Annotated in this window: 28 protein-coding genes; 13 read left to right on the forward strand and 15 right to left on the reverse strand. The window is 67.5% G+C overall.

What is annotated here, in order from left to right; all coding sequences use genetic code 11:
- Window positions 1–122: 122 nt before the first annotated feature.
- The 3 genes from A5681_RS08785 to A5681_RS08795 all read left to right on the forward strand — a co-directional run bounded on the left by A5681_RS08785 (window position 123) and on the right by A5681_RS08795 (window position 3168).
- Window positions 123–1259: a serine/threonine-protein kinase gene (locus A5681_RS08785; protein ID WP_067272461.1), complete on the forward strand. Its 1137-nt coding sequence runs from the start codon at window positions 123–125 to the stop codon at window positions 1257–1259.
- A gap of 46 nt (window positions 1260–1305) precedes the next feature.
- Window positions 1306–1653 (forward strand): hypothetical protein, encoded by a 348-nt coding sequence (locus tag A5681_RS08790; RefSeq protein WP_067272285.1) that lies wholly within the window; start codon window positions 1306–1308, stop codon window positions 1651–1653.
- Window positions 1654–1731: 78 nt separating this feature from the next.
- Entirely contained in the window at window positions 1732–3168 is a 1437-nt protein-coding gene (locus tag A5681_RS08795) for a serine/threonine-protein kinase (protein WP_067272287.1), read from the forward strand.
- A gap of 74 nt (window positions 3169–3242) precedes the next feature.
- On the opposite strand, the gene A5681_RS08800 is transcribed toward A5681_RS08795, so the two are convergent.
- The 4 genes from A5681_RS08800 to A5681_RS08815 all read right to left on the reverse strand — a co-directional run bounded on the left by A5681_RS08800 (window position 3243) and on the right by A5681_RS08815 (window position 7653).
- The gene (locus A5681_RS08800) at window positions 3243–4046 is read right to left on the reverse strand and encodes a PD-(D/E)XK nuclease family protein (protein WP_197498550.1); all 804 of its coding nucleotides are present in this window, start codon (window positions 4044–4046) and stop codon (window positions 3243–3245) included.
- 194 nt (window positions 4047–4240) lie between these two features.
- Complete coding sequence (locus tag A5681_RS08805; protein WP_067272295.1) at window positions 4241–5242, reverse strand: tocopherol cyclase family protein; 1002 nt, start codon at window positions 5240–5242, stop codon at window positions 4241–4243.
- Complete coding sequence (locus A5681_RS08810) at window positions 5239–6399, reverse strand: alpha/beta hydrolase (protein WP_067272299.1); 1161 nt, start codon at window positions 6397–6399, stop codon at window positions 5239–5241. Before A5681_RS08810 ends, A5681_RS08805 begins: the two co-directional genes overlap by 4 nt.
- The gene (locus tag A5681_RS08815; RefSeq protein WP_067272302.1) at window positions 6400–7653 is read right to left on the reverse strand and encodes a cytochrome P450; all 1254 of its coding nucleotides are present in this window, start codon (window positions 7651–7653) and stop codon (window positions 6400–6402) included.
- An 85-nt stretch (window positions 7654–7738) separates the two neighbouring features.
- Between A5681_RS08815 and A5681_RS08820 the strand changes: the two genes are divergently transcribed.
- From A5681_RS08820 to A5681_RS08830, 3 genes are all read left to right on the forward strand, one after another.
- Window positions 7739–8191 (forward strand): VOC family protein, encoded by a 453-nt coding sequence (locus tag A5681_RS08820; protein WP_067272305.1) that lies wholly within the window; start codon window positions 7739–7741, stop codon window positions 8189–8191.
- 244 nt (window positions 8192–8435) lie between these two features.
- Entirely contained in the window at window positions 8436–9131 is a 696-nt protein-coding gene (locus A5681_RS08825) for an HNH endonuclease (RefSeq protein WP_231996255.1), read from the forward strand.
- A 247-nt stretch (window positions 9132–9378) separates the two neighbouring features.
- Complete coding sequence (locus tag A5681_RS08830) at window positions 9379–10308, forward strand: SMP-30/gluconolactonase/LRE family protein (RefSeq protein WP_067272308.1); 930 nt, start codon at window positions 9379–9381, stop codon at window positions 10306–10308.
- Here A5681_RS08830 and A5681_RS08835 read toward each other — a convergent pair.
- Together A5681_RS08835 and A5681_RS08840 are read right to left on the reverse strand one after the other, a co-directional pair.
- Window positions 10305–11150, reverse strand: a complete 846-nt coding sequence (locus A5681_RS08835; RefSeq protein ID WP_067272316.1) for an SDR family NAD(P)-dependent oxidoreductase — start codon at window positions 11148–11150, stop codon at window positions 10305–10307. The two genes, A5681_RS08830 and A5681_RS08835, sit on opposite strands and share 4 nt — an antisense overlap.
- A 93-nt stretch (window positions 11151–11243) precedes the next feature.
- A complete protein-coding gene (locus A5681_RS08840) occupies window positions 11244–12506 on the reverse strand; it encodes a hypothetical protein (protein WP_231996256.1) in 1263 nt (420 codons plus the stop codon).
- A 191-nt stretch (window positions 12507–12697) separates the two neighbouring features.
- Between A5681_RS08840 and A5681_RS08845 the strand changes: the two genes are divergently transcribed.
- Window positions 12698–13255: a TetR/AcrR family transcriptional regulator gene (locus tag A5681_RS08845; protein WP_067272318.1), complete on the forward strand. Its 558-nt coding sequence runs from the start codon at window positions 12698–12700 to the stop codon at window positions 13253–13255.
- On the opposite strand, the gene A5681_RS08850 is transcribed toward A5681_RS08845, so the two are convergent.
- Both A5681_RS08850 and A5681_RS08855 read right to left on the reverse strand, forming a co-directional pair.
- Window positions 13252–14421, reverse strand: a complete 1170-nt coding sequence (locus tag A5681_RS08850) for an acyl-CoA dehydrogenase (RefSeq protein ID WP_067272321.1) — start codon at window positions 14419–14421, stop codon at window positions 13252–13254. The genes A5681_RS08845 and A5681_RS08850 overlap by 4 nt on opposite strands.
- Window positions 14422–14481: 60 nt before the next feature.
- On the reverse strand, window positions 14482–14901 hold the full coding sequence (locus A5681_RS08855; protein ID WP_082968276.1) for a DUF6636 domain-containing protein: 420 nt from the start codon (window positions 14899–14901) through the stop codon (window positions 14482–14484).
- 104 nt (window positions 14902–15005) lie between these two features.
- Between A5681_RS08855 and A5681_RS08860 the strand changes: the two genes are divergently transcribed.
- Window positions 15006–15431 carry a DUF6636 domain-containing protein gene (locus A5681_RS08860; protein ID WP_067272325.1) on the forward strand — a complete coding sequence of 142 codons (426 nt, stop codon included), beginning with the start codon at window positions 15006–15008 and terminating at the stop codon, window positions 15429–15431.
- Window positions 15432–15435: 4 nt separating this feature from the next.
- Here A5681_RS08860 and A5681_RS08865 read toward each other — a convergent pair whose 3' ends face one another.
- Window positions 15436–15645: a three-helix bundle dimerization domain-containing protein gene (locus tag A5681_RS08865; RefSeq protein ID WP_067272328.1), complete on the reverse strand. Its 210-nt coding sequence runs from the start codon at window positions 15643–15645 to the stop codon at window positions 15436–15438.
- A gap of 116 nt (window positions 15646–15761) precedes the next feature.
- On the opposite strand from A5681_RS08865, the gene A5681_RS08870 reads away from it, so the two are divergent.
- The 3 genes from A5681_RS08870 to A5681_RS08880 are packed head-to-tail and all read left to right on the forward strand — an operon-like array spanning window position 15762 to window position 17832.
- A complete protein-coding gene (locus A5681_RS08870; RefSeq protein ID WP_067272330.1) occupies window positions 15762–16388 on the forward strand; it encodes a TetR/AcrR family transcriptional regulator in 627 nt (208 codons plus the stop codon).
- The gene (locus tag A5681_RS08875; protein WP_067272332.1) at window positions 16385–17041 is read left to right on the forward strand and encodes an enoyl-CoA hydratase-related protein; all 657 of its coding nucleotides are present in this window, start codon (window positions 16385–16387) and stop codon (window positions 17039–17041) included. The genes A5681_RS08870 and A5681_RS08875 overlap by 4 nt, the downstream gene beginning before the upstream one ends.
- Window positions 17042–17067: 26 nt before the next feature.
- On the forward strand, window positions 17068–17832 hold the full coding sequence (locus A5681_RS08880) for an Rv3717 family N-acetylmuramoyl-L-alanine amidase (RefSeq protein ID WP_067272334.1): 765 nt from the start codon (window positions 17068–17070) through the stop codon (window positions 17830–17832).
- Between the two features lie 8 nt (window positions 17833–17840).
- Here A5681_RS08880 and A5681_RS08885 read toward each other — a convergent pair whose 3' ends face one another.
- Window positions 17841–18587, reverse strand: a complete 747-nt coding sequence (locus tag A5681_RS08885; RefSeq protein WP_067272338.1) for a cutinase family protein — start codon at window positions 18585–18587, stop codon at window positions 17841–17843.
- Window positions 18588–18815: 228 nt separating this feature from the next.
- Here A5681_RS08885 and A5681_RS08890 point away from each other — a divergent pair, with 228 nt between their 5' ends.
- Together A5681_RS08890 and A5681_RS08895 are read left to right on the forward strand one after the other, a co-directional pair.
- Window positions 18816–19058: an acyl carrier protein gene (locus A5681_RS08890; RefSeq protein WP_067272341.1), complete on the forward strand. Its 243-nt coding sequence runs from the start codon at window positions 18816–18818 to the stop codon at window positions 19056–19058.
- Between the two features lie 202 nt (window positions 19059–19260).
- Entirely contained in the window at window positions 19261–20748 is a 1488-nt protein-coding gene (locus A5681_RS08895; RefSeq protein ID WP_067272344.1) for a flavin-containing monooxygenase, read from the forward strand.
- 554 nt (window positions 20749–21302) lie between these two features.
- Here A5681_RS08895 and A5681_RS08900 read toward each other — a convergent pair.
- From A5681_RS08900 to A5681_RS08920, 5 genes are all read right to left on the reverse strand, one after another.
- Window positions 21303–21836 (reverse strand): fasciclin domain-containing protein, encoded by a 534-nt coding sequence (locus A5681_RS08900; RefSeq protein WP_231996260.1) that lies wholly within the window; start codon window positions 21834–21836, stop codon window positions 21303–21305.
- A gap of 135 nt (window positions 21837–21971) precedes the next feature.
- Window positions 21972–23723, reverse strand: coding sequence for a cytochrome c biogenesis protein CcdA (locus A5681_RS08905; protein WP_067272351.1), 1752 nt, complete (start codon window positions 23721–23723; stop codon window positions 21972–21974).
- Between the two features lie 99 nt (window positions 23724–23822).
- Entirely contained in the window at window positions 23823–24488 is a 666-nt protein-coding gene (locus tag A5681_RS08910) for a fasciclin domain-containing protein (RefSeq protein ID WP_067272355.1), read from the reverse strand.
- A gap of 113 nt (window positions 24489–24601) precedes the next feature.
- Window positions 24602–25300: an anti-sigma factor gene (locus tag A5681_RS08915; protein WP_067272359.1), complete on the reverse strand. Its 699-nt coding sequence runs from the start codon at window positions 25298–25300 to the stop codon at window positions 24602–24604.
- Complete coding sequence (locus tag A5681_RS08920; RefSeq protein WP_067272362.1) at window positions 25297–25860, reverse strand: sigma-70 family RNA polymerase sigma factor; 564 nt, start codon at window positions 25858–25860, stop codon at window positions 25297–25299. The genes A5681_RS08915 and A5681_RS08920 overlap by 4 nt, the downstream gene beginning before the upstream one ends.
- Between the last annotated feature and the right edge of the window lie 41 nt (window positions 25861–25901).

Raw genomic sequence — 25901 nt, forward strand, 5'->3', positions numbered from 1 at the left:
TCGATCCCGGATCCGGTGGTTATTCGGAGTCAGCAGGGCAGTCAGCTTTCCGACAGGAGATCGACACGGACCTCCAAGGAACTCAGTCCTACCGCGGCCAGGGCAGTAACGGAGTGCTCCTGGTGCCAGGCGGTCTCCTTGGCGACGGCCGATACGAACTGCGCGGAGTCCTGGGCCGCGGTGCAATGGCCGAGGTGCGCGACGGGTGGGACCGCAAGCTGAACCGGCCCGTCGCCATCAAGCTGCTCTATCCCGGCGTGGCCGACCGGCCGGACAATCGCTTGCGGTTCGACACGGAGGGGCGCGTCGCCGCCCGGCTGACCAGCCGGCACGTCGTGGTGGTCCACGACGTCGGCGAGCATTACGGGTTGCCGTTCATCGTCATGGAGCGGCTACCGGGAGTGACACTGGCCGACCACATCGCCCGCGGGCCGTTGCCGGTGCCCTTCGTGCACGCCGTGCTCGACGGCGTCCTGGACGCCCTCGCCGAGGCGCACAGCGCCGGCATCCTGCACCGAGACGTCAAGCCCGGCAACATCCTGTTCACCGCCGCCGGGGAACCCAAGCTCGCCGACTTCGGCATCGCCAAGACCTCCGGCGCCGCCTACACCAGGGCCGGCGAGGTCGTCGGCAGCATGGCCTATCTGAGTCCCGAGCGGCTGACGTCCAAGCCGGCCACGGTGCTCGACGACCTGTACTCCGTCGGCGTGGTGGGTTACGAGGCGCTGACCGGGCGGCGGCCGTTCCCGCAGGAGGACCTGGGCGCATTGGCGCACGCGATCCTCAACGAGTCGCCGCCGCCGCTGGCCGCGCTGCGCCCGGACGTGCCACCGCCCCTCGCCGCAACGATCGAACGGTCCATGGCGCGCGATCCGGCGTGGCGATTCGACCAGGCCGGCGCGATGCGGGCCGCCCTGGTCGGCGCCCCACCGCCGGCGGCGCCCACCGGCACCCGGGTGATGGAGGCGCCGCCGCCCGCGGTGCTGACCTACACGCCCGCGCGGCTGGAGCCGGACAGCCCGCGGCGCAAGTGGTGGATCGCGGCGATCGTCGCCGCGTTCGTGTTGGCGCTTCTGCTGTTTGCCATCGATCCGCCGTTCTCGGCGCCACCGCCGGCGCCCACGACGACGACCACCACGCCGACGCCGCCACCAACGACCAGCGCCACCACGACCACGCCCAGCAGCACTCCGCAGCCGGCGCCCCCACCGGGTCCGCCGGGTCACGGGGGCCCTAAGCACAAAGGCCACGGCGGCTGACGCCGATATGGGATCGGTAGCCGCCCGCCCGGTGTCGGCTTGCGGCATGAACAAGAAGTGGATGGCCGGCGCGCTGCTGACGGCCGGCATCGGTGTGGGGGTGGCGGCGGGTGTCGCGGGGGCCGACCCGTACGGCCACGTCGGCGGGAACTGTCCGGCCGGGCACACGTGCGGCAAGTGGTGCCCGGGCGAACGCATCCCGGACAACTTCATCAGCTGGGACATGGGCGTGTGCCACCTCTATTACTACGACTACCGCGGCGTCGTCGACGCCGACACCGGCGCCGTCTACGGGTGGCCGAGCGGCCCGATCAACGCCACCCCGCGCACGCCGGCCACCCCGCCGAATTTCAATTGCGGCCTGTTCTGGTGCCCGGTGCCGCCGCACGCGTGAGCCGTCGCACGTTAGGTCCGCGCCCAATATGGGAACCCGGCGAGCTGGACCTGATCGACGTGACGGAAGGACTGCCCATTGACCTCGCGGCTTGGCACCCGGTTCGGCCCCTACGAGCTGCGATCGTTGATCGGGGCGGGTGCGACGGGCGAGGTCTACCGGGCGCACGACACGGTTAGGGACCGGACGGTTGCGGTCAAGCTGGTATCCGCCGACATCGCCGCGGAACCCGGCTTCCAGCAACGCTTTCGACAGGACTGCGGTGTTGCTGCGCGGTTGGAGGAGCCGCATGTCATCCCGGTGCACGACTTCGGTTCGATCAACGGGGTGTGTTACGTCGACATGCAGCTGGTCGACGGCGGCAGCCTCAGGGATCTGCTGCGCGAGCGGGGGCCGCTGGAAGCGTCGCGCGCCGCGTCGATCGTCGCGCAGGTCGCGCGAGCGCTGGACGCCGCGCACGCCGCCGGGCTGGTGCATTTGGCTGTTCGGCCCGAAAACGTGCTGCTGACCCCGGACCACTTCGCGTATCTCGTCGACTTCGGTCTCGGGCACGGCGACCCGTCGCGGGTGTATATGGCGCCCGAGCGGTTCACCACCGGTCGGGTCGGGCCGCAGACCGACGTGTACTCCCTGGCGTGCCTGCTCTACGAGTGCCTGACCGGTCAGCCCCCGTTCGAGGCGACCGACCCGGCCGAGCTGAGGAGCGCCCACCTACTCTCGCCGGCGCCGCGACCCAGCATCATGCGCCGCGGCGTGGGCCGGGCCTTCGACGACGTCATCGCCCTCGGCATGGCCAAACAACGCACGGCGCGATTCGCCTCCGCAGGCGAACTCGCGCGCGCCGCCAGCGAGGCCGTGAACGCCGCGTACGAGCCGGTCGCGGTCGGTGCCGCGGCGGGACCCCTTGGCACCCGGCCGTTCGAGGCGGTCTATCCGAATCCGGACGACACCGGTTACAGCCCGTATCCCGTCGTCGATCCGCCGTCGCGGCCGGAGGGTTGGCGGCCCGTTGGCGGGCGCGGAGCGTTCGTGATCACTGCGGCTGCGGTCGTGTTGGTGATCGCCGGGCTCGTGGTGGCTCTGGCGTCGGCGTTGACGAGAGGCGGTTCGCCCCCTGCTCGCTCGGCCCAGGCGCCCTCGCCCCCGCCGTCCAGCGCGCCGCCGCCGAAGACGCCGACGCTGTCGGCCCCGGTGCGGGGCGCCGACGGGCTGGGGTTCATCGGCGAGACGGCCCGCTGCGACCCGGGGAACCCGCCGGCCGCCGTGGTGCGGACCGCCAAGTCGCTGGCCGTGGTGTGTGAAAACCTCAGCGGCAGTTACTACTACCGCGGCGAGCGGATCAGCGACGGCGCGCACATCGAGCTGTCCAACGCGGAGCGGGCGGGGGATGGGTTCGACGTCACCAACCCGGTCGACGGCGTGGTCTACGAGGTGCGGCCGAATCGGCTCAGGATCATCAGCGGCAGCCACGTCGATTCGTCGGAGCCGGTGTTGCAGTACGCCACCGCGTCGTAATCAACTCGGCCACAGCGTGTTTCAGCTCTTCCAAAGTGAGATGTCGAACCTGAGTTGACGATATGGGTTGACGGTCACCGCGCGGTTACCTTGTCTGCCCCACGGCGTTGTGGTGGGTTCGCGAGCATGCGTTGTAGCTTCTCTGCCAGGTCGATGTCGCTGATTCCCGGCCAAAGTTGCTCAGCCAGATCCAAGGTGAGGTTGCAATCTTGACATGCCGGCGCGCCGTCGGGCGCATCGGCCAACTCGAAGATCTCCCTCGTCTTGGCCATCGCTTGTCGCAATACGCTATCAGCGAGTGGGACCTCAACAACATGGGCTCGGAACGCCATAACGAAGCCGTCCTCCCGGCAGTTCCCGTAGTAGTTGATTGACTCACCCTTAGTAGCTGGTTCCATGTACACGAGCGCAAGGTGCGATACCGGTGTGAACCCGCGGTCTGCGGCTATCCGGGCATAGGCATTGAGCTGTACCTGGTAGCGCGGTAGCAATTTCTTGCTCTGGGTGTCGGTGAAGCGTGCAGTCTTATAGTCGGCAATTACGTATGAACCGTTGGCGTGTTTGAAGATTGTGTCCGCTACGCCGGTCAGGTGAATGCCGTAGTCGTGATCGACTGTGTTGAATTGGGACCAGTGCGGAGGCTCATGGTAGGCGGCTATCGGGCCAAGCGGTGATAGCCAGCCGGGCGGCACTCCATGCGCATCAAACCAGCGGTGAACGATGTCCTTCGTGTAGGAATCGATCGAGCTGAAGATGCCCGGGAAGATTTGGAAGGGGAGGTGGTGATTGAGATGCAGCTTCAGCCAAAAACACCGCTGGCAGAAATCGGCTGCCGCGACTTCTCCGAGCTGTCCGGCCGAGATACGGATGGTCTTCATCGTCATACTCCTAGCTATGGCTAACCAAGGACCGATTGCGCTGGTGCAGCTGGCCACAGTTTCCAGGGTCAGGTTCGCTCTCATCAGCCACCAGGGCACTTAGGCCTCTGCCAGGTAGGTCGAAGTGCCTGGACCGCTCGATTAGCCATTCCGTGCGAGATGACAATGCGGCAGGAGCCACACGAAGGGTCGATCTATGCCGGCCGGCTGCCGATCTCCAGGCCGGCCAGCTCGCAGGTGGCGTCGAACATCAGCCGGCCGTACTCCCTTACCCTGCAATGCAATCGGCCAGCGAGGTGCTCGAAGTCGGTATCGATGTTGCGCCGCTGCGCGGGCAGCGGCACCGGTAAGACGTGCGGGTCGGCGCGGGTGCCGTCCCCGTCCAGCTCGATCTGGTAGCGGGGTGTGCGTGCCCGTATGCGCCAGCGGCCGTCGCCGACGTCCGATCGCACGGGCGCCGGCGGGGTGACCCGGATGACGCGATCGCCGAGTCGCACGACGACCCCGGTGACGTCCCTGCGGATCGCGCCGAGCTGAAGAAGGCCGCCCGAGAACGCGACCGAGACGTCGGCGTCGCCGAAATCGTGGGCCTGACCCCACCACCACCGCTCGGGGAAGCCCGCGCCCCAGTTACGTTCCGTGTACAGCCGGGCGTCACTGAACGACCACATGCGGTCGCGGAATCCAACTGTGCCCGTGGCTTTTCCGCCGAGCCGGTAGGGATGCCAATATTGGTTCAAAAACGGCACCGAAGAAAAGACGCCGCCTCCGCCGAAGGCCTTGGGCCAGTTGAACGGATCGGTGAAATGCAGATTGAGGTGGATGCCGTCAAGGTCGATCTGGAGCCGATCGGTGCTCGCCGCCAGACGCGAGTCGGGGAAGGTGCCCGCGTGCACTGAGAAGGTCGACGACTCCGCCTCGGCACCATCCATGACCGCGGAGCGCACCACGTCACCGGGATGCAGCGCGACCGCGACTGTGGCCCAGTCGCCATCCGGGTGCCGGTTCACACTGCACAGCGCGACGACGACGCGACCCGAGGCGGCGTCGGTGAGGCGCCAGAACCAGCCCTCCATTTCGGTCCCGTGGGAGGGCACGGGGTCGCCGAAGGGCACGTCGGCGCCGGTGCGCCGATAGGCATGGACCAGTGGCCTGGTCGCGTTCACCGCTATCCAGCGCAGGTAGGAGGCGGTCATCTCTTGTCGGCCAGCCCCGACTGCACGAGCGCGGCATCGATGAAGCGCTGCACCGGCCGCGAGCCGAAGAATCCGGTGTGACCGCCTGGGTACCACTGGATTTCGGGTTTGCCCCAGTGCTCCCAGAGCCGGGTGACCTGGTCGCGCGGGTGTACCAGCCGGTCGGCGAGGCCGGCGTAGATGAACCGGCCGTCTTTGGGGACGCGGGGGGTCAGCGCTAGCGGCGAGATCATCCGGCCGAGGGGTTTGGCCGAGTTCATCGTGTGGCGCAGGGCGGTGTGGCCGCTGAGGCCGGCGTGGCGGCCGACCAGATTCACCAGGTCGACGGCCGGTACGCCCAGGATCGCGCAGGTGAGGCCGTCGTCGAGGCTGGCGACCAGCGACGAGATCAGGCCGCCGAGGGAGATGCCGTTGACCCCGATCGCCGCGTCGGGCTGCTGCGCGCGGATCCAGCTGATCAGCCGCCGGATGTCCCAGACCGACTGCGCGGCGCCATGCACGTCGTCGAGCACGTCCTCGCTCGGGAACTTCGGTCCGCCGCTTGCTCGGGGGCCGTGCAGGGGAAGGACCGGAAGCACGACGTTGAGATCGAGCTGCTGGTACAGGTGCCAGGCGTGAAACAGCATGGGATCGAGCGCGGCTCGTCCCATCTCCGCGCCGTGGATGCAGATCAGCCAGGGCCGCGGCCGGCGGTGCCGGAACATCAGCGCGTATTCGCGGTTGTTGCCCGTGTAGCTGCGCCAGCGGTCTCGGCCGGGTTCGCCGTCGTGCGGCGCGTAGCCGCTGTCGAAGGACAGTCGCTCGTAGTTGCGTCCCATGTTGGTCACGCGCTTGACGGTGACGTCGGTGAGGGGTGGGGGCGCGGCGAAGAATCCCTCGGGATTGTCGAGCCAGCCCTTGTCTTCGTAGAAGTCTTGTGCCGCAACGACTTCAGTGTCGATCCGTTCGAGTGTCTTTGCGTCGGGAGCTCGGCGCAGCAGGCTGAAGCCGGCCAGCAGGATTTCGTCGCGGAATGCCTGCGCCGCGAGCGCGATGGTGGGCCGGGCCACCGGTAGCTCGTCGGGCTGGCGATCCAGGTAGGTGCCCCACGAGCGGGCATAGAAGCCGCCGGTGCGGGTGAACGGGCCCAGCATGTGGGTCATCGGGTTGGCGGGCATCTAGCCTCGCTTCGATCCGGGGGTGAAGGTGACCGGCAGCGTGCCGAGGCCGGTCATGCTCGGGTTGCCGAGGTATTGGTGGACCTTGTCGACGTCGACTTGGTAGTCGGGGATGCGGTCGAGGACGGCTCTCACCATGACCTCGGCCATCAGCCGCGCGAGGTGTGAGCCGATGCAGCGGTGCGGGCCGAGGCCGAAGGCGACGTGGCGGTTGGGGGCGCGGTCCAGGATGATCTCGTCGGGCTGTGGGAATTCTTTTTCGTCGTGGTTGGCGGAGAGCCAGCTGATGACGACTCTGTCATTCTTTCTCAGGCGTTGGCCGTTGATTTCGACGTCGTGAGTGACTGTGCGGCTGAGGGTTTGGTTGACCGAGAAGTAGCGCAGGAATTCGTCGGTCGCGGTGCGGTACAGCTCGGGGTTGTCGATGAGTTGTTGCCTCAGGGCCGGGTGGGTGCCCAGGTGGTGGAGCGTGAGCGCGGTTTGGGAAGTGGTGGTGTCGACGCCGCCGCCGATGAGGTTCCAGAGGATGTTGAGCAGCTGTTCGTCGGTGAGGCGGTGGCCGTCGAACTCGAACTGGATGAGGAAGCTGGTCAGGTCGTCTTCCGGCTTGGCTCGTCTGCCGGCCGCGTACTCGAGGACCTCTTCCATCATCTTCGGGACTTTGCCGATGGCGTCGAGGTACTCCGGGCTGTCCTGCGGGACGGCCATGACGGAGTGGAAGAGATTGGCGTAGAGGTGCCAGTTGTCGAGGGGCAGGCCCATCAGCTTCATGGTGAGGATGGCCGGGACCGGGCTGGCGTAGTCGAGGACCAGGTCCATCCGTCCGTCCTCGATTTTCTGGTCGAGGAACTCGTGCGCCTTCTGTTCCATGAACGGCTTGAGCCTTTGGACGGTGCCGGGGGAGAAGAACGGGGCCAGCGCGTGGCGTAAGGCTTGGTGGTAGGGGCCGTCGACCTCGCCGATGCCAAGGGCCGGCTGGCCTTCGGGGCGCGGTACGCCCATCTCGCCTTGGTAGTCGACGCCGTCTTGGGCGTTGGGCTCGTACTTGTGGGCGAAGGTGTCGCCGTCCCTGGCCGTGCGGCTGACCGTGTCGTAGCTGCTGAGGTACCAGAAGCCGCCGTAATTGGTGTTCCAAGCGACGGGGCATTTCTGTCTGAGCTCTTTGTTGATCGCCAGTTCGTTGAGGTTGAACTCGTCGGAGTGGTGGTCGAAGTCGACGATGGCGTCGTTGGCGACGTCGGGACGGGTTGTCATCTGGTTGGTCCTCCACCCCTGCGGGGTTGGCTTTTTACACTATCTTTGCATTATTACGCTGGCGGGTCTGTCGAGAAAGGCCGCGATGAGTAGTCACCGGACCACGTTCAACCATGTCGGATTCTGTGTCTCCGATCGTGAGCGGTCGCGGCGGTTCTACGAGAATGTGCTTGGGTTTCAGTTCTGGTGGGAGCTTGATCCGCCCGACGGGCCGACGTCCAAGCTTGTCCAGCTTCCCGAGCCGCTCGGGGTGCATGCGACCTATCTGGTGCGCGACGGGTTCGTGCTTGAACTCATGGACTACTCGATGCGTCAGGTTCACACGGGGTCCGAACGCGTTATGGATCAGATTGGGCTGACGCATATTTCGTTTTCGGTGTCCGACCTTGCCGGCGCATTGGAGAAGGTCAAGGAGTTTGGTGGAGCTGTTGTAGACGCGACCGTGACCGAGGCGATGGCGATGATCCGCGATCCCGATGGGCAGCTGCTGGAGTTGCTTGCGGATGGGTGGTTGGCGGCGTTGCCGCCACGGCCTTAGTGGCGATTGGAATCGAATCCGCGAATTCAGCTGGGAAGCGGCTGGGGTCGTCTAACAATGTATCTTGAAGTGCCTAGAAAGCAGCGCCACCTGTGTCTTTCGGCCGACCGCGTCCCATCTTGTTCGACGCATTCTGAGCATGACTCGCAACATCGACGCGACGACCGCGAACGGAATTGGCGCCTGGTCAACATGCGGCGCGTAATTGCGCACATCAACGACAAGGTCGCCTACGATCCTGCATGTGCTCGTGCCTGGAGAAGTGATCTCTTACCGCGATATGTGCCAAGAAGAGGACGCCAGCCTGCAGCAGGGCATGAACTTTGGCTCCGGGGGTCGACCCAGCATCATTTTGATGAGCCGCCGGCCTGGCGCGCCATATGACGATCGCATTGAAGAAGACGGCCGTGTGCTCATCTACGAGGGCCACAACATACCGAAAAAGCAGGGTGGGCCTGACCCGAAGACGGTCGACCAGCCTGAGCGCACCCCGGGCGGAAGGCTGACTCAAAATGGCCAGTTCCTCCAGGCTGCGACTCAACACCGGGAGCTAGGAAACGAGCCCGAACGGGTGCGAGTATACGAAAAAATGCGAACCGGCATTTGGACCTTCAATGGTACGTTCCAGCTGATTGATGCCTGGCGCGAAGAATCTAATGGGCGGTTGGTGTTCAAGTTCCGCCTTGAGGTCGACGCCGATGCGACGCCGGTCGTCGACTCAAGGGAGCCACGGCTGGAGCAGAACCGGCTTATCCCGAGTGACGTGAAGCTCACCGTGTGGAAGCGCGACCAAGGTAGGTGTGTTGAGTGCAGAAGCACCGACAACTTGCACTTCGACCACATCATCCCGTACTCACGCGGCGGTTCGTCGCTTGTTGCGGAGAATATTCAGCTGCTGTGCGCGCGCCACAACCTCGCAAAGCACGACAAGATCCAGTGACCTGACCAAGCACCGGACGTCTAGCCGCTCGATCGTGGATGACCTACAGTCCACCTCAAGGCTTTTGGACTCGTCGTGCGAGTCTCTTATCGTCGCGAAACGCAACCGATAGGTGCACGACAATGACCTACGTCTGCCGACGATACTCTGACCACCAAGGAGGTCGGCGAGCGTCCGGGTCTCTTCAGACTAGCAACCTCAAGTCCATGGGGCATCGATGAGTGGAACGAGCAAGATCGACCTCGCGGTGACCGGTCTGCACGCCGTCGGGCGCGGCGTGGATCGCCCGGAACATGTTGCGGTGGCCGGTGACGGTCGGATATTCGCCTCCGACAAGGCTTCAGCTGTCGCAGAGCTGATAGATGAGCACGCCGTTCGCCACATCGGCCAGGCGGGCGGAGAGCCGAACGGGATCGCGCTCGATCGCGAGGGCCACTTTTTGATCGCCAATTGGGGCCTCGGCGTGCTGCAGGATCTCGACCCGGTGACCGGCGCGATCACCGCGATATTTAGTGGGCAACTCGACAAACGGCCGCTGCGATGGCTGAACTTCGTTCTAGTGGATTCCGTTGGGGCGCTGTGGTGCTCGGTGAGCACGATGGCGGACGACCTGATGGATACCATTGCTCGCGGCACCGCTGACGGGTTCATCTATCGCGTCGCACCGGATCGCCAATCGGCGCAAGTGGTCGCCGATGGCGTGCACTTCCCGAACTGCATGGCGCTGGACCGCGATGAGGACTATCTGTATGGGGTCCGCACGCTCACCGCCGACGTGGTGCGGTTCCCGATCGCAGCCGACACACTCGGTCCCCAAGAGCAATACGGCCCGTCGCTGGGGGACCGGCGACCCGATGAGTATGGCCCCGACGCCGGCCGCCTACTGGCCGACCTGGAGGTTGGCCGCCGGTGGGGGATGGCCGACGGGTGCGCGTTCGACGCCGAAGGAAACCTTTGGGTCACACTGGTTCTCGCCAATAGGATCGTGGCGATCCGACCGGACGGCAGCGCGACAACCGTGGTCGAAGACCCGGACGGCGCGCTACTACAAAGCCCGACCAGCATCGCCTGGGGCGGGCAGGACATGCGCGACATCTACATAGGCTCGATCACGACCCCGTACGTGCTGAAGGGGAGGAGCTCGGTGCCTGGCCTGCCGCTTATCCACCAGCGCTAGCCCGACGGCCCGGGCCGCATGAAGTCCGGCGACGCAGTCTCCGGGTCAGAAGGGATCATCGACTCGCCCAGCCCCCACAGCTGCCGGATGGTGGCACCGCCGTCGACGACGAGGGTCTGGCCGGTGATGCGCGCGGCCAGCTCGGAGGATAGGAACAGCGCGGCGTTGGCGATGTCGTGCGCGCGGGGCGCCGCCAGCGGGTTGATGCCGTTGACGTTGTACTCGCCGGGCGGCTGGTCCTCGTTGCCCGAGCCGACATTGCCCGGTGCGACGGCATTGGCGCGAATGCCGTAGCGCCCCAACTCGTCAGCGAAGGTCTTCACGAGCGAGATGACGCCAGCCTTGGCGGCGCCGTAGGCGGCGTGGTAGGTCGCCGAGGCGATGCCGTCGACCGACGCGATCGCGACCAGCGATCCACCGCTGCCCTGCGCGATCATGTACCTGGCCGCGGCCTGAAACAGGTAGAACACCTGGGTCAGGTTGTATTGAATTGCCGTATCCCACAATTGGGGGGTGAAGTCCTCGACCTTCGACCACGTCGCACCGCCGATGATGTCGACGCACACGTCGATACCACCCAGCGCCGCCTCGACGTCGTCGATCGCCCGGCCGACCTGCTCGGGTTCGGTCATGTCGGCGACGATCGGGATAGCGGTACCGCCCCGGCTTACAATCTCGCCGGCAACTTGCTCGGCGCGCTGTTCGTCGATGTCGATGCAGGCCACCGAGGCGCCCGCCTCGGCAAGAACCAACGAGGTGAACCAGCCGTGACCCGCGCGCTCGGGGATGTAGCCCGCGCCCGACACCACCGCACGCTTGCCCGAGAGCCCTAAATCGATCACGCCGACCTCCTTCGCGGGCCAAGCGCCGGCGAGCGCCGACGGCCGTACTGGTGGAGTATCGAGGCGGCCTCGACCTCAGTCAACGACGGCTGCTCAGCACGCCGGCTGGTGTTCCTCAAGATCCGAGCTGCCGGCCTCAGAGCCGTCATCACCACGCCCCCGGAACGGGCCGACGACCTGCCCGCCCAGGTAGACGACTCCGCGGCCGACGGCCACGAACGCCCGGCCGGTCACGCCTCCGACGGCCCCCAGCGTGGCTAAGGCGGCATCCAAGACGCTGGGAATGTGGAAGTCCTCCCAGGTCTCCACCTGGTGCTGGCGGGCCTTCGCGAAGCGGTCGAGCTCGTCGCGCAGGGCGACGCCCTGCTTGGCCAGCTCGCGCACCGCCCAGAACCGGAAGCCGTCAACCGCCTTGGACTGCCCGAACCGGTCGAGGACTTCCTTGGCACTCCGGTAGATGTCGAGGTCCTCGCGTAGGTGATGCTCGACGAGCCCGCGCGCCTCGTCGATCGCCCGCAGCAGCTGATCGGGCTCCTTGGTCTCGATCCGCGCGAGGTTCAGCCGCTGCCATTTGTGCAGCGCCTCCTCGGCGATCACCAGCAGGCTCAGGGTGTCGCCAAGCCGGTTGTCGCCGATCGCGTTTCGCAGCTTCGCGGCGCGCTGCTGCACGGGCAGGCCGTGATCGAAGGATGCCAAGACGCGGCTCACGTGATTGCGCAATTGCGAGACGGCGACGTTGAGCGCCGGCCCCAACGCGGCCACCGAATCCCAGTACGCGTCGGGCAGCGACCCGTACTTCTCCAGCGAGTCCACCATCCGCGAGACCGTCAGGCTGTTGCCCAGGACGTCGCCGGCGCGCTGCGCCCGGGCGACCTCGAGCACCGCCTCGACCTTGTCCTCCACCCGCCGGACGGCGTCCTCGACCTCGGCGACCGCGGACTTCAGCGCCATCTGCACGGCCAGCATCTGCGCCGAGAGCATCACCTCGGGGCCGAGCAGTTCCGGCCGCCATTGCGCCAGGAGCTCGCCGGCGTCGACGCCCGTCGTCAGCCGGAAGAAGCCGTCGGCGACGGGAACCAGGTTGCCTTCCTTCAGCGCGTCCACGGTGTCGTGGTGCAGCTGCACGTACTTGCCGGAGTCGGCCAGCAGTGAGGCCAGCCCGGCGATCGCCGCGTTCGCCAGCGAAGCGCTGTCGATGCCGGCGACCCGCAAGCCATGCCCGGCCGTCGCCCGCAGCCGGGCCAGATAGGACTCGACGGCGGCGGGGTCACCGCCCAGTAGCAGCGACTCGTCCTGCAACGACACCACGACCTCGTCGGCATCGATCGCCGCCGACCGCTCGGACACCTCGGTCACGGCACCCCCTGATCCTTCGGCCGAGCAAAGCGGCCAAGAGTTAACAGGAATTTCTCGGCTAGCAAACCCGGACATTACACGCATGCCATAGCCGGACTCACGGGTTCGCCGCGTGTTCGGGAGGAATTCACCGGGACGGGGGCGGGCGCGATGGCGCACCGCGGCCGCGCCCACCCGTAACCTTGCAGCTTGTGACCACGCGCAAGCCCCCGCGCCTGACAGTCGAGGACTGGCTGCAGGCCGGCTACACCCTGCTCGCCGAGCAGGGGGTGCGCGCCCTGAAGATCGAGCGCCTCTGCGAGCAGGCGGGCGTCACCCGCGGCAGCTTCTACTGGCACTTCGCCGACATGGACAGCTACCGGGCCGCGCTGGTCGAATCGTGGAACACCTTCCTTGACAAGGACCGGCGGTCGCTGGCCGAACTCGACGCGCTGCCCCCGCGAGAACGCCTGTCCGCCATGATGACCGCGCTGACCAGCCCCGGCCATTGGACGCTGGAACGCGCGATGCGCGAATGGGCCCGCACCGACCCGGTCGCCGCCGCCAACATCCGCGCGGCCGACCGGCGCCTGCTGCGCTCCGTCGCCAAGGCGTACAGCGACTACGGCTTCAGCGCCGAGGACGCCAAGCTGCGCGCCCAGCTGACCTTCGCCGCCGGCATCGGGCTGTTGCATCTGGCCGGCTCGGCACAGCAGGCGCAGCAGGCCGCGCAGCGCGAAGGCTTCCTCGAGCTGATGCTCAAGGACTAGACCATCGCGATCGGGGAGATCTTGGCGCCAATCGCCAACGCCCCGGCCAACTCTCGGCTCACGTCGTAGTCGAACACCACGTGCCCGGCTGCGATGTCCACGTCGCGCTTGAAGCGCTGCAAAGGATTCGACAGGAACTGCGCGCTGGCCCCGGAGGCGTCCAACAGGTCGGCGATGACGGCCCGGCTCTCGTGCACGGTGTGGGCGGCGGCCAGCCTGGCCTCGGCCCGCACCGAGCGGCCCACCCGCTCGCCGGCACTCACCATCCGGTCGATGCCGCCGGCCGTCTCGTCGACCAGCGCCCGCAAGGCCCGCAACCGCACCCGCGCGCTCGCCAGCCGGATCTGGGCGGCCGGCTGATCCCTCTGCGCCACACCGCTGTACGCCAGCACGCGCTCGCCCAGGCGCTCGGCGAACAGCTCGGTCACCCGTTCGGCGGCGCCGAGCACCGGCATCGAGGCGACCAGCGCCAGCGCGGGCACCATCGGCCACCGGTACGTCGGCGCGTCATGGGCCCGCGCACCCGGCGCCGTCCCGCCATAGATGTCGGCCACCGCGACCATGCGGTGCTCGGGCACGAACACGTCGGTGACGATGACGTCGTGGGAGCCGGTGCCCCGCATGCCGGCGGTGTGCCAGGTGTCGGCGACCTCGACCTGCTCGGCGGGCACCAGCACGAGCGCCGGATCGATCCGGTCGGGCCGTTCGACGAGCGCCCCGACCATCACCCAGTCCGCGTCCATCGCCCCGGTGGCCCACGACCATCGGCCCGCCAGGCGCACCCCGCCGTCGGCCGGGGTGGCTCGGCCGGTGGGGGCCAGGGGAGCGGGCGCCAGCACCGGACCCGAGGCGAACACCTCCTCCTGGGCCCGCATGTCGAACAGCGACAGCAGCCAGTTGTGCAGGGCGTAGAAGCCCAGCGTCCAGGCGCTGGACGCGCACCCGTGCCCCATCCGCCGAATCGGTTGCAGCAGTTCGGGAAACGGCGTTTCGAGGCCACCGAACCGGGCCGGCAGCAAGAGCCGGAACAGGTCCGTCTGCCGGAACTCGCTGACCGTCGCGGCGGGCAGCCGGCGCAACCGCTCGGCCTCGTCGGCGCGCTCGGCCAGCCGGGCGACGAAGTCGTCGGTGATGCCGTACGTCGGGTGAGCGTCGACCGCGGGCATGGCGCCGACCGTACCATACTAATTAGTACGGTCACGGAAGCCGTTCACGCGGAACGGCTCTCAGCCCAGCTCGTAGGAATCCCGCGACACGCGGAAGTAGTGCCCGGTGCTGCTGTCGGTGCATGTCATGCCCGACGGCTCGCTGTCGCAGGTCAGCGTTCCCGCGGAACTCGTTTGCCCGTAGTCGAGGGTCGGCTCGCCGGCGACGCGCAGCGTGTCGCCGTGGCAGTGGATGGCGGCCGGCTGACCCTGGTCGAGGACGAAGCGGTTGCCCCAGGCGAGCTGCTTGCCGCACTCCGGAGGCGGCGGCGGCTGGTAATCGAAGTCGCTGATGTCGCAGGCGACACCGGAACTGTCCAGCACGCAGTAAATGTTCCCGGACGGGGATTGGAAGTTCTGGGTGGTGTCCGCGCGTGCCATCCCCGGCACCGCGGTGGCCGCCGCGACCGCCGCGGCGGCGGCAGCGAGGGTCCTCATCATTTGCTGAGCATAAGAGCAGACGCCGACAACCGGGGCCGGTAAGTGTGAAATGGGTTTGCGATACCGCCTTCACCCGGGCGCCCAAGAGGACTACAACTTGCATCATGAAGGCGAAAACCGCCGCGGCATTGGCGGCCGTGACAGCGGTGGCTCCGGGAATCGCGCACGCGGACCCGTTCTACCAATTCCAGTCGCCGTCGGGCGACGTCACCTGCGTGATGGCGGCGTTCCAGGGCGACGCGCCCCGCGCCTCCTGCGGCGTCGCCTACCCGACCTACGTGATGCCGCTCCGCCCGCAGTCGTGCATGGGGGCGTTCGGCGACCAGGTCGACATCGTGCAGGGCAGCTCACCGGCGATGGTCTGCCATACGGACACCACCCGCGGCACCGGCCTTCCAACGCTGCAAGCCGGGGACACCCGCTCGGTGGCCGCCCTCACCTGCAAGAGCGAAGCCGCAGCCGTCACCTGCACCGACACCGGCACCGGTCATTTCTTCCGCCTCTCCCGCGAGGCGTACAACCTGAAGTAGCCGGTTAGTTCGAGCGTGCCTTCAGCTGCTCGCGCGTGTGTTTCTCCACGAACAACGGGACGAAGTCCCGCACCCGGCTGTGCGTGAACCGGGCATGCTCTTCGCGGATGACGGCGTCGACGACCTCCGATGGGATGTGCGGGAACTCGTCGATCAGTTGCCGCTCGATGTCCGCCAACACCACCTCTTCGTTGACCTGAGTGACCTTGCCCATGAGCGGGGGGTTCCCGGTCCGCCCTCGCGGTCAAACGGGTTTTGACCGCTGCCGCGTTAAGACGGCGTGAACCGCACTGGTTAGTAACAGAGCGGCCGCTCTGTTACTATTCCGGAATGCCGCGGCCCAGGGTGCACGATCAGGATCAAATCCTGGATGCCGTCGAACGGTTGGCGGTGCGCTCCGGGCCGGGATCGGTCACGATCAGGGCCGTCAGCGACGCGACCGGCGTATCCAACGGCGCGCTGTACCACGGGTTTGGCTCGCGGGCGGGGCTCGTCGGGCGCGCCTGGCTGCGGGCCGGGCACCGATTCCTCAGCGCGCAAAGCGAATTGATCGACGCCGCCACCGAAGGGGACGGCATTGCCGCCGTCGTGGCGGCCGCCGAGGCGCCGGCCGCCTTCGCCGACAGCCACCCGGAGTCGTCGCGACTCCTGCTGACGGTGCGCCGCGACGAGCTGCTCGGGCCCGACTCGCCGCCCGACATCGCCACGCAGCTGCGGGACCTGGACCGGCTGCTGGTGGACACGATGATTCGGCTGGCCCGCCGCCTGTGGGACCGCACGGACGCCGCGGCCGTCGACGTCATCACGACCTGCATCGTCGACCTGCCGACCGCGATCCTGTTGCGCCGCAACCGGATCGACGACCCCGACGCGCGGCGACGGCTGCGCGCCGCGGTCACCGCCGTGCTCGACGTCGGGGCACCCCGGCGCAGGACCAGAGAAAGGGCCACGACATGACACCGACCGTGAATTGGGACGACAAGATCGCGATCCTGCGCCTCGGCGAGGACGAAAACCGGTTCTCCCCGGAGTTTCTCGACGCGATCAACGGACAGCTCGACGACATCGAAGACGCCGGCGCGCAAGGACTCGTCACCACCGCGAGCGGCAAGTTCTACACCAACGGGCTGGACCTGGACTGGCTGGGCGCGCACGCCGACCAGACCCAGACCTACGTCGCGCGGGTGCAGGCCCTGCTGGCCCGCGTCCTCACCTTCCCGATGCCGACCGCCGCCGCGGTGACCGGGCACGCCTTCGGCGCCGGCGCGATGCTCGCCATGGCGCACGACGTGCGGGTGATGCGCGCCGACCGCGGATTCTTCTGCTTCCCCGAAGTCGACATCCGCATCCCGTTCACCGACGGCATGGCCGCGCTGATCCAGGCCAAACTCACGCCCCGCGCCGCGGTTTCCTCGATGACGACCGGGCGCCGGTTCGGTGGGGAAGAGGCCGCCGAACTCGGCATCGTCGACGCGACCGCCCCCGAGGCCGAGGTGACCGCCGCGGCGACGGACCTACTGCGACCGCTGGGCGGCAAGGATCCCGGCACGCTCGGCGCGATCAAGCAGACCATGTTCCGCGCGGCGGCCCGGGCGCTGACCGACGTCTGAACAGCCGCGATTGTTACCATCGCGCGGTGACTGACCGCCCCGGCCGGCTCGGACCCGTTTCCCGTCGCGACGTGCTGAGATGGGCGCCCGCGCTGCTCGCCGCCGGGGCCGTCACAACCGCGCCCCGCGCGACCGCCGGCGTCGCCGGGTCGGCCGTCTTCCTGGACCCCGGCCACAACGCCGTGAACGACGCGTCGATCAACCAGCAGGTCCCCAACGGCCGCGGCGGAACCAAGGCCTGCCAGACGTCGGGGGCCGCCACCAACGACGGCTATCCCGAGCACGCGTTCACCTGGGCAGTCGTCGGACTGATCAACCAGTCGCTCAGCCAGCTGGGCGTGCGCACCCAGCTGTCACGCGGCGACGACGGCTCCGTCGGCCCCTGCGTGGATCAACGCGCCGCGGCGGCCAACGCGATGCGCCCCGACGCGATCGTCAGCATCCACGCCGACGGCGGACCCCCGTCCGGCAGCGGATTCCACGTCAACTACTCCAGCCCGCCGCTGAACGACGCGCAGGCCGGCCCCGCCGTCCAGCTGGCCACCACCATGCGGGATACCTTGGCGCAGGCGGGCTTTCAGCCGGCCAACTACATCGGCTCGAACGGCCTCTACGGCCGCGACGACCTCGCGGGCCTGAATCTGGCCCAGTACCCGGCGATCCTGGTCGAACTCGGCAACATGAGGAACGCCGACGACGCCGCGCGGATGGAGAGCCCGGACGGCCGCGCGCGATATGCCAACGCGGTCACCCAGGGAATCGTGGCCTTCCTGAATGCCAAGTCCGGCTGAGCAATCGCTCAGCCGGAGAAGCTCCTGACCGGTGCGGGCGCGCCGGTGCCGGCGTCGAGGTGGCTGGAGGCAAACGCCACGCCCTTGTCGATCATGGCGCCGTCGTCGGCGTAGGTGTTGTGGGCGGCGAAGTTCATGCCGTCGGAGCAGACCGGGTCTTCGGTGGCGCAGACCTTGATGGTCTTGTCGACGAAGGTGGGGCCGATGACGACGGGGGGTTCGCCGAGGAAGTTCATCGCGCGCACGTTGGGCATGCCGAAGAGCACGACCGAGGAGACGTGGCTGGCCACGGAGGGATCGAGGGGCTTGGGCACGGTGTTGGGGTCGATGCCGTCGGGCACCGAGGGGGAGGTGACAAAGCCCATCACGGCCGCGCCCTGGGAGTAGCCGCCGAGCACCATTTTGGTGTTGGGGCAGTCGTGGGCCATCGAAACGACGTGGGCGCCAGCGTCTCTGACGCCGTCGATGCCGGTGTCCCATTGGTCGCTGGCGGGGTAGTTGACCGGGTAGACGTCGAAGGACCGGCCGCCGAGGCGTGAGTGCAGGGAATCGACGAAGGCTTGGCCGGTCGGGCCGACGCCGGGGGCTTCGCCGGTGCCGCGGGCGAACACCACCTGCACGTCCGGACACTGCGCGGACGCGGTGGGGATAACAGAGCCGGCGAGGGCCGACGCGCCAAGGCCCGACGCGGCAACCACTGCGGGAGCAAGGGAACGGATGAAGTGACGTGCGATCATGCCGCCGGTGATGCCCATACGAAACTCCTCCCAAACTGTCCCTATCGTAAAAAACTACTTGCCGTTACCTGTATACCGAGGTCTGGCGCGTCGCGCCCGATGAGGGCGGCGTGTCGAGGCACCAAATGAATCCATTTTGCGCGCATCGGGCGCCATCTTCCGAAAAGCGCTCCCGGCCGTCGTTTGGCGTCGGAGGTCACGGGTAGCCGACCCGCGAACACGCCACAGATACGGAAGGGTGACGACATGGCTACGGGTGAAACGGGTTTCGACGACGTAACGTTCGACCTGATCTCGGTTCAGTACCACACGCTGAAGGCCGGGCACGACTACGGCCAGTACGTGCGCGACGCGAAAAACGCCGGCTTGGACGACGTCGCATCGTTCTTCAGCGAAGTGATGGAGCAAGATTCCGAGCGCGCGCGGCGGTGCCACGAATTGCTGGGCCAGCTGCAAGGAACGGCCGCGGCCGGTCCGGCTACCCGGTAACACCGCAGGTTTGGCTCCGCGACAGAGGCTTTGGCGGGGCGGTCACCCGGCGCGACCGCCCCGCGAGGGTCGGTTCAGATGTCAGCAAGGTCACATGCTGGCAAACCCGGGTGCGTCGTGCGCCGTCCTTTATTAGAGTTACGTAAGGGTAATGACAGTTTTTCCTAAGTAAGCACGGGGCGGGGAAGCACGGAGCGAGGTTGTGAACACGGACCGTTTGGACGCCGTCATCGTCGGCGCCGGTTTTGGCGGCATCGGCGCTGCGATCCAGCTCAAGCGTCTCGGGTACGACAACTTCGTCATCCTCGACCGCGAGGATGACCTGGGCGGCACCTGGCACGTCAACCACTACCCGGGCATCGCCGTCGACATCCCGTCGACCACCTACTCGTACTGGTTCGAGCCCAACCCGACCTGGTCGCGGCTGTTCGCGCCGGGCGCCGAGGTCAAGCAGTACGCCGCGGACGTCGCGGACAAGTACGACGTGCGCCGGCACATGCGCTTCAACCAGACCGTGGAAGGCGCCCAGTGGGACGAGGACGCCGAGGTCTGGCGGGTGACGCTGGCCGGCGGCGACACGCTGACCACTCGCTTGCTGATCACCGCGACGGGCTTCCTGTCCCAGCCGCGCCTGCCCGACATCGCGGGGATCGCGAGCTTCGAGGGCAAGATCGTCCACACCACGGCGTGGGATCACGACTACGACTACACCGGGCGGCGGATCGCCGTCATCGGGACGGGTGCCTCGGCGGTTCAGCTGATCCCGGAGCTGGCCAAAGAGGCCGCGGACCTGACCGTCTACCAACGCACCGCCACCCACGTGATGCCCAAGCCGGACTTCGAATTCCCGGAGTCGGTGCGCCGCCTGTTCGCCCGGGTCCCGGTGGCGCAGCGCGCGCTGCGGTGGGTGACCGACGTGATCCTGGAGATCATCATGGTCGTCGGGGCGCTGCACTTTAAGGAGACCCGCGGCCGCGGCAACATCTCCGCCGCCGACCTGGCCAAGATCAACCGATTCCGGGGGATTCGGGACAAGGAGCTGCGCGCCCAGTTCACGCCGGACTACGACTGCGGCTGCAAGCGGCCCACCATGTCCAACAGCTTCTATCCCGCGTTCGCCAAGCCGCACGTGCACCTGGAGACGGCCTCGATCGCGCGGGTCGAGTCGGACGGCATCGTCACCGTCGACGGGCGCAAGACCGTGATCGACACCCTGGTGCTGGCGACCGGCTTCGACCTGTGGGAGGCCAACTTCCCGGCCATCGAGGTGGTCGGCCGCAAGGGCCGCAACCTGGGCAAGTGGTGGCGCGAGACCCGCTTCCAGGCCTACCAGGGCGTCACGATGCCCTACTTCCCCAACTACCTGAGCCTGGCCAGCCCGTTCGCCTTCTCCGGGCTGTCCTTCTTCCACACCATCGAATACCAGATGCGGCACATGGACCGGCTGCTCGGCGAGGTCAAGCGCCGCGGCGCGACGACCTTCGAGGTGACCGAAGAGGCCAACGACCGGTTCATGGAGCGGATGACCAAGCGGCTGGACAACACGGTGTTCTACGCCGGCAACTGCGCCACGTCGCGTTCGTACTACTTCAGTCCCAGCGGTGAGGCCTCGCTGCTGCGGCCGACGTCAACCTTGAACTCGGTGCGGGAAGCGGCGACGTTCCCGCTCAGCGACTACGTCATCGCCTAGCGCCACACCACCCACACCGGCCCCGGCCGCGGAAGCGGCCGGCTGTTTGCCCGCCTCACAGCGACAACGCCGCTGAGGTGCGGGTTGTCGCTGTGAGGCGGGCAGTTAGGGCATCGACTTCTTCCAGGTGCCATTGAGGCTGGCGGGACGCTCGTTGTTCGGTGCATTCCCGTTTGCTCGGGCCGCTGCGGGGTAATCGACCTGAAGCACAAAGGCGGACCTTGTCCGTAACCGATGCGAAAGATGATGTGGCCCAATGGAAACACTGTGCCTTGGATGTGCCTGCTTCGCGATCACCTCGGCCTTCGTGCTGGGAGGTCTCAACACGCCCGCGCATTCGGTCGCCCAATCGAACGCCCAGCACTCGGCCGCCGCCCAGGTGAGCGAGCGCTAACTGACGGTCTCGGGGGCCGGCGAGCCGAGCGCGTCGGCCGGGTGCCGCCGCGGCTGCGAGCGCATCGCCACACCAGCCCCGGGCCGGCGCGAGCGGCCGGCTGCAAGACCGCTCTACGTCCCGGGGAGGCTGGTGTGGCGAGCGTGACCGAGTCGGGCCGTTACGCCGGGGGCATCAGCACCGTGTCGATCATGTACACCGTCGCGTTGGCCGTCGGCACGCCGCCGCAGACCAGACCCGCGTTGTTGACCCGCAGGCCGTTGCCCTGGCCGGTCACCGTGACGTTGGCGCCCTGAACGGTCTTGTGGGAGCCGGCGACCTTGGCCGGACTCAGCTGCCCCGGTACGACGTGATAGGTCAGGATGCTGGTCAGCAGCTTGGAATCGGTCTTCAGCTGGTCGATAGTCTGCGCCGGCAGCTTGCCAAATGCGGCGTCGGTCGGCGCGAAGACCGTGTACTCGCCGTTGTTCAGCGTGTCGACCAGGTTGACGTTCGGGTTGAGCTTGCCCGACAGCGCCGAGGTCAGGGTGGTCAGCGCCGGGTTGTTGGACGCCGCCACCGCCACCGGAACCTGCGACATTCCCTCGACCGAAGCCGGCCCGCTCGGGTTGGCGGCCGCGTAGTCGGAGCAGCCGGGACCCACCAGATCGGCGGCCGCCGCCGAGGGAGCGGTCACCACACCCAGACCCAGCATCGCCGCCACCGCGAATCCCTTCGCCGCCACCGACGTTCTGTGTGCTTTCATCGCGTCTTACTCCTTTGGTTGGGCTGACATTTGATGAGTGATTCGGAGCCCGATCAGCTTCGGATTGGTGCGGGGGCGGAAGTTTCAGCCGTACGTGAACGAATACACCTGCAGCCCTTGGTCGGGGCGAACCTCGAGCGTTCCGGACCGCGGGCGATCATCGGAAACGATCTGGTGTGACGTGGGCGGCCCAGAAATGGGAATCACGACGGACCGCCCGTCACGCGTGACGGTGAGAGACCCGCTGCCCCCGACGACGATGTAGACGTCCTTGGCGTGGTAATTGAGCTTGATGGCGGACTTCTCGCCGGCGGCGGTGGCGCCCTGGTAGTCCAACGACCACGGACCCCTGAGCGCGAAGCGGTCGGCGGCCAGGGTGGGCGGGTAGTCGAAAGTGGTTGTGCCCTGGTCGTATACCCCGCCGCCGCCATAGTTGACGACCTTGCCGACCCCGAAGTAGGTCTCGGGCGTGGTCCTGTCCGGCACGACCGAGCGGCCCGCGTCGATTGCCGGTGGCAGCGTAAGCCCGGGATGAGCGGCCACGAGCAGCCGCCTGATCAGATCCTCGGTCACGCTGTAGTCGCCCTCGCCGAATTTGATGTGGCGCACCTGGCCGCTGGCGTCGACCAGATACTCCGCCGGCCAGTAGCGGTTCCGGTAGTTGGTCCACGAGGAGTAGCCGTTGTCCAGCGCGATCGGGTAGGTGATGCCCAGGTCGGCGGCGCCCTTCGCGACATTCCCGGGCACCTGTTCGAACGCATACTCCGGCGTATGGACGCCGATCACCTCGAAACCGTCGCCCTGGTAGGCGCTGTGCCAGCCGACGACGTGGCGGGTGGCGCGTTGGCAATTGATGCACGAGTACGCCCAGAAATCGATCAGCACCACCTTGCCGCGCAGGGACGCAAGCGTGACCGGTTGGCCGCCGGGGGTGTTCAGCCAACCGGTGATGCCCTTGAGATCGGGTGCGGGGCCGCAGCTTTCGAGCTCCCGACCGCCGTCGCTGCAATTCGACAGCTGCGCGTTCTGCTCGTTGACGATCCCGCCGAGGTTGAGCTTCTCCCGGACCCCGCGGTCGGTGGCCAGCGTTTGTTGGAGCCCGCCGGTGTAATCGGGAACGACCCGCTGCAGGACCGCGGGAACGTCGAACACCAGTCCCCCCGCGAGCACGATCATCACGATCCCGGCCGCGACGCGGATCTCCCGCTGCCGCCGCCGAAACGCTCCGACCCGCTGAGCCACCCGATGGCCGGCCAACGCGAAAACCAGCAAGGGCAGCGCGGCGCCCAGCGCGAAGGTGGCGGTCAGCACGACGGTGCGCGGGCCGAGGGGAGCGGTGGCGCCGGCCACCACAATCGCGGCGAGAATGGGCCCGGCGCACGGAACGTACAGCGCGCCAAGCGCCAGCCCGAGGCCGAACCCGCCGCCACCAAACCCGAACTGTCGCTGCGGGATACGCGCGAATGGCCGCTCCAGCAGTTGCTCGATCCGTGGGAAGATCAGGCCGAGGCCGATGGCAACCACGGCGGCCAGGGCGGCCCAACGGATGGCGTCCTGCGGCAGGTGCACCAACGACAGCAGTGTCGAGCCCGCCAACGTGACCGCGGTGAAGCTGACCACCAGGCCGCCGACCACCAGGTAGGGGCGCGCATTGCGCGACGTTCTCCTGGGTCCGGCCGCGGCGTACCCGTCCGCGCCGGAAAACGGCTGCGGGGCAGCGTCATCGGCCCCGCCCCGCGCGCCGGTGAAGAAGATCACCGGCAGTACCGGCAGGATGCACGGCGATACGCCGGTGATCAGACCACCGACGAAACCGATCAGCGCAATGGTGAGCATGACAGCTATTCGCCGCCCGGCGCGCCGCGGATTGGTGCTGCCGCACAGAAAAACAGCCCGGCCGGAACCGGGCTGTTAATCCATGGATGGCGCGCGGGCTTACTGGCTTGGCGGCATCAGCACCGTGTCGATCATGTACACCGTCGCGTTGGCGGTGTGCACCCCGCCGCACACCAAACCGGCGTTGTTGACCTTCAGGTCGTTGCCCTTACCGACCACCGTCAGCTTGGCGCCCTGCAGGGTGGCGTGGTCACCATCGACCTTCATCGGACTCTCCTGACCCTGCACCACGTGATAGGTCAAGATGCTCTTGAGCAGTTGCGAATCCGTCTTGAGCTTGTCGATGGTGGCCGCCGGCAGCTTGTCGAACGCCGCGTTGGTCGGCGCGAAGACCGTGTACTGGCCGTTGTTCAGCGTGTCGATCAGGTTGACGTTCGGGTTGAGCTTGCCCGACAGCGCCGAGGTCAGGGTGGTCAGCATCGGATTGTTCGACGCCGCGGTGGCGACGGGATCCTGAGCCATCCCCGCGACCGAACCGGGGCCGCTGGGGTTCTGCTTGGCATAGTCACCGCAGCCGGTCCCGATCAGATCAGCCGCCGGATCGGCGGACGCGGTCGTCATCGGAGCCGTGATGCCGCTGGCGGCGGTGCTGCTGCTCACCGTCGGCCCGGACGCCGACTTGTTGCTCGAACAGGCGGAGAACCCGACCACCGCAATCGTCGCGAGCCCTGCCGCGGCGATTGTCCTAGCCCGAACGTTGGTCATCGCGTTTCTACTCCTTCTGCAGGGGCGGCCCATACCGCCTTCCGACCGGACAGGAGTGATTCGGAGACGACGCAGCCGCGGACGGATGCGGATTGAGAAAAGGTTCGAGCGGCTCAGCCGAGGGGGAGTGCGGCCAGTATCGTTCCGGTCGGCTTGGGGGACCCGGCGCCGGGTTCGACGGTGAACGCCAGGGTGGTGGACGACCCGAGGTTGGTGATCGTCGCGGTGGTCGACGGTGCCACCGCCGCGGTGCTCATCGTCCCGGCCGAGGTCGGGCCCTTGTCGCCCAGTAACCACATTTGGTAGACGGTCCCGGGCTTCGGCGGTGGAACGTTGTTCATCACCAGCACACCGGCGTTGCGGTCGTGGGAGAAGACGACGGTGGCGGTGCCGTTGCCGAGCGGGCCGGAAACGGTGCGCACGTCCGGGGCCGCGAAAACCTGCTCGGCGACGGTGGACGTTGAGTGCGGACGCAGCATTATCCCGATACCAAACGCCGCGGCGCCGACCACCACTGCGGCCGCGGCGGCCGCCAAAAGAGCGGTGCGCCAACCGGACTTGCGCTCATCGGGTGCGGGTATGGCCGCCAGCGTCGCAGCCCGCAGATGCGCCGGCGGGTCGACGGCCGTCGTCGCGGAGATGACCGCCATGGTCTCGCGGATGGCCCGAACCTCGTCGTCGAAGGCCGCCGACACCGACCGGGGCGCGGCCGCCAACCGCCGCTCGATATCGGCGCGCTCCTCGTCCGACACGGCGTCCAACGCGTATGGCGTTGCAAGCTCGAGCAATTCGAATTCGTTCGGTTCCGTCATGGCACTTCCAGGCAGTTACGCAGGGCGCGCAGCGCGTCGCGCATGCGCGACTTGACCGTCGACAGATTCGCGGCCAGCCGGTCCGACACCTGGCTGTAGGTCAGTCCGTCGTAGTACGCCAACTGAATACACTCCCGCTGGGTGTCCGTCAACGCGCCCAGGCATTCGACCACCCGGCGGCGCTCGTCGCCGGCGATCGCCGAATCGGCGACGACATCACTGGCCGGGTCGGCGCTGGCCGCGGCGTACCGGGAATCCCGCCTGCCCGAGGCCTCCTCGGACCGCACCCGGTCGACGGCGCGCCGGTGCGCGATGGTCAGCAGCCAGGACAGGGCCGAGCCCCTGCGGGAGTCGTAGTCCGGGGCCGTCCGCCACACCTCGCAGAAGACCTCCTGGGTGGTCTCCTCGCTGTAGCCGGTATCGCGCAGCACCCGCATGACCATGCCGTACACCCGACTCTTAGTGAGGTCGTAAACCGCGGCGAACGCGTCGCGGTCCCCGCGCGCGACCTCGCGCAGCAGCGCGTCCAGGTCCTTGCTGGGCGTGGGCGGTCCGGTCATCGATCGGTAGCCTAGCGCCCGGTGCGCCGCCGAAGGATCGA

The sequence above is a fragment of the Mycobacterium scrofulaceum genome (assembly GCF_001667885.1).
In the GTDB taxonomy this organism is placed as follows: Bacteria; Actinomycetota; Actinomycetes; order Mycobacteriales; family Mycobacteriaceae; genus Mycobacterium; species Mycobacterium scrofulaceum_C.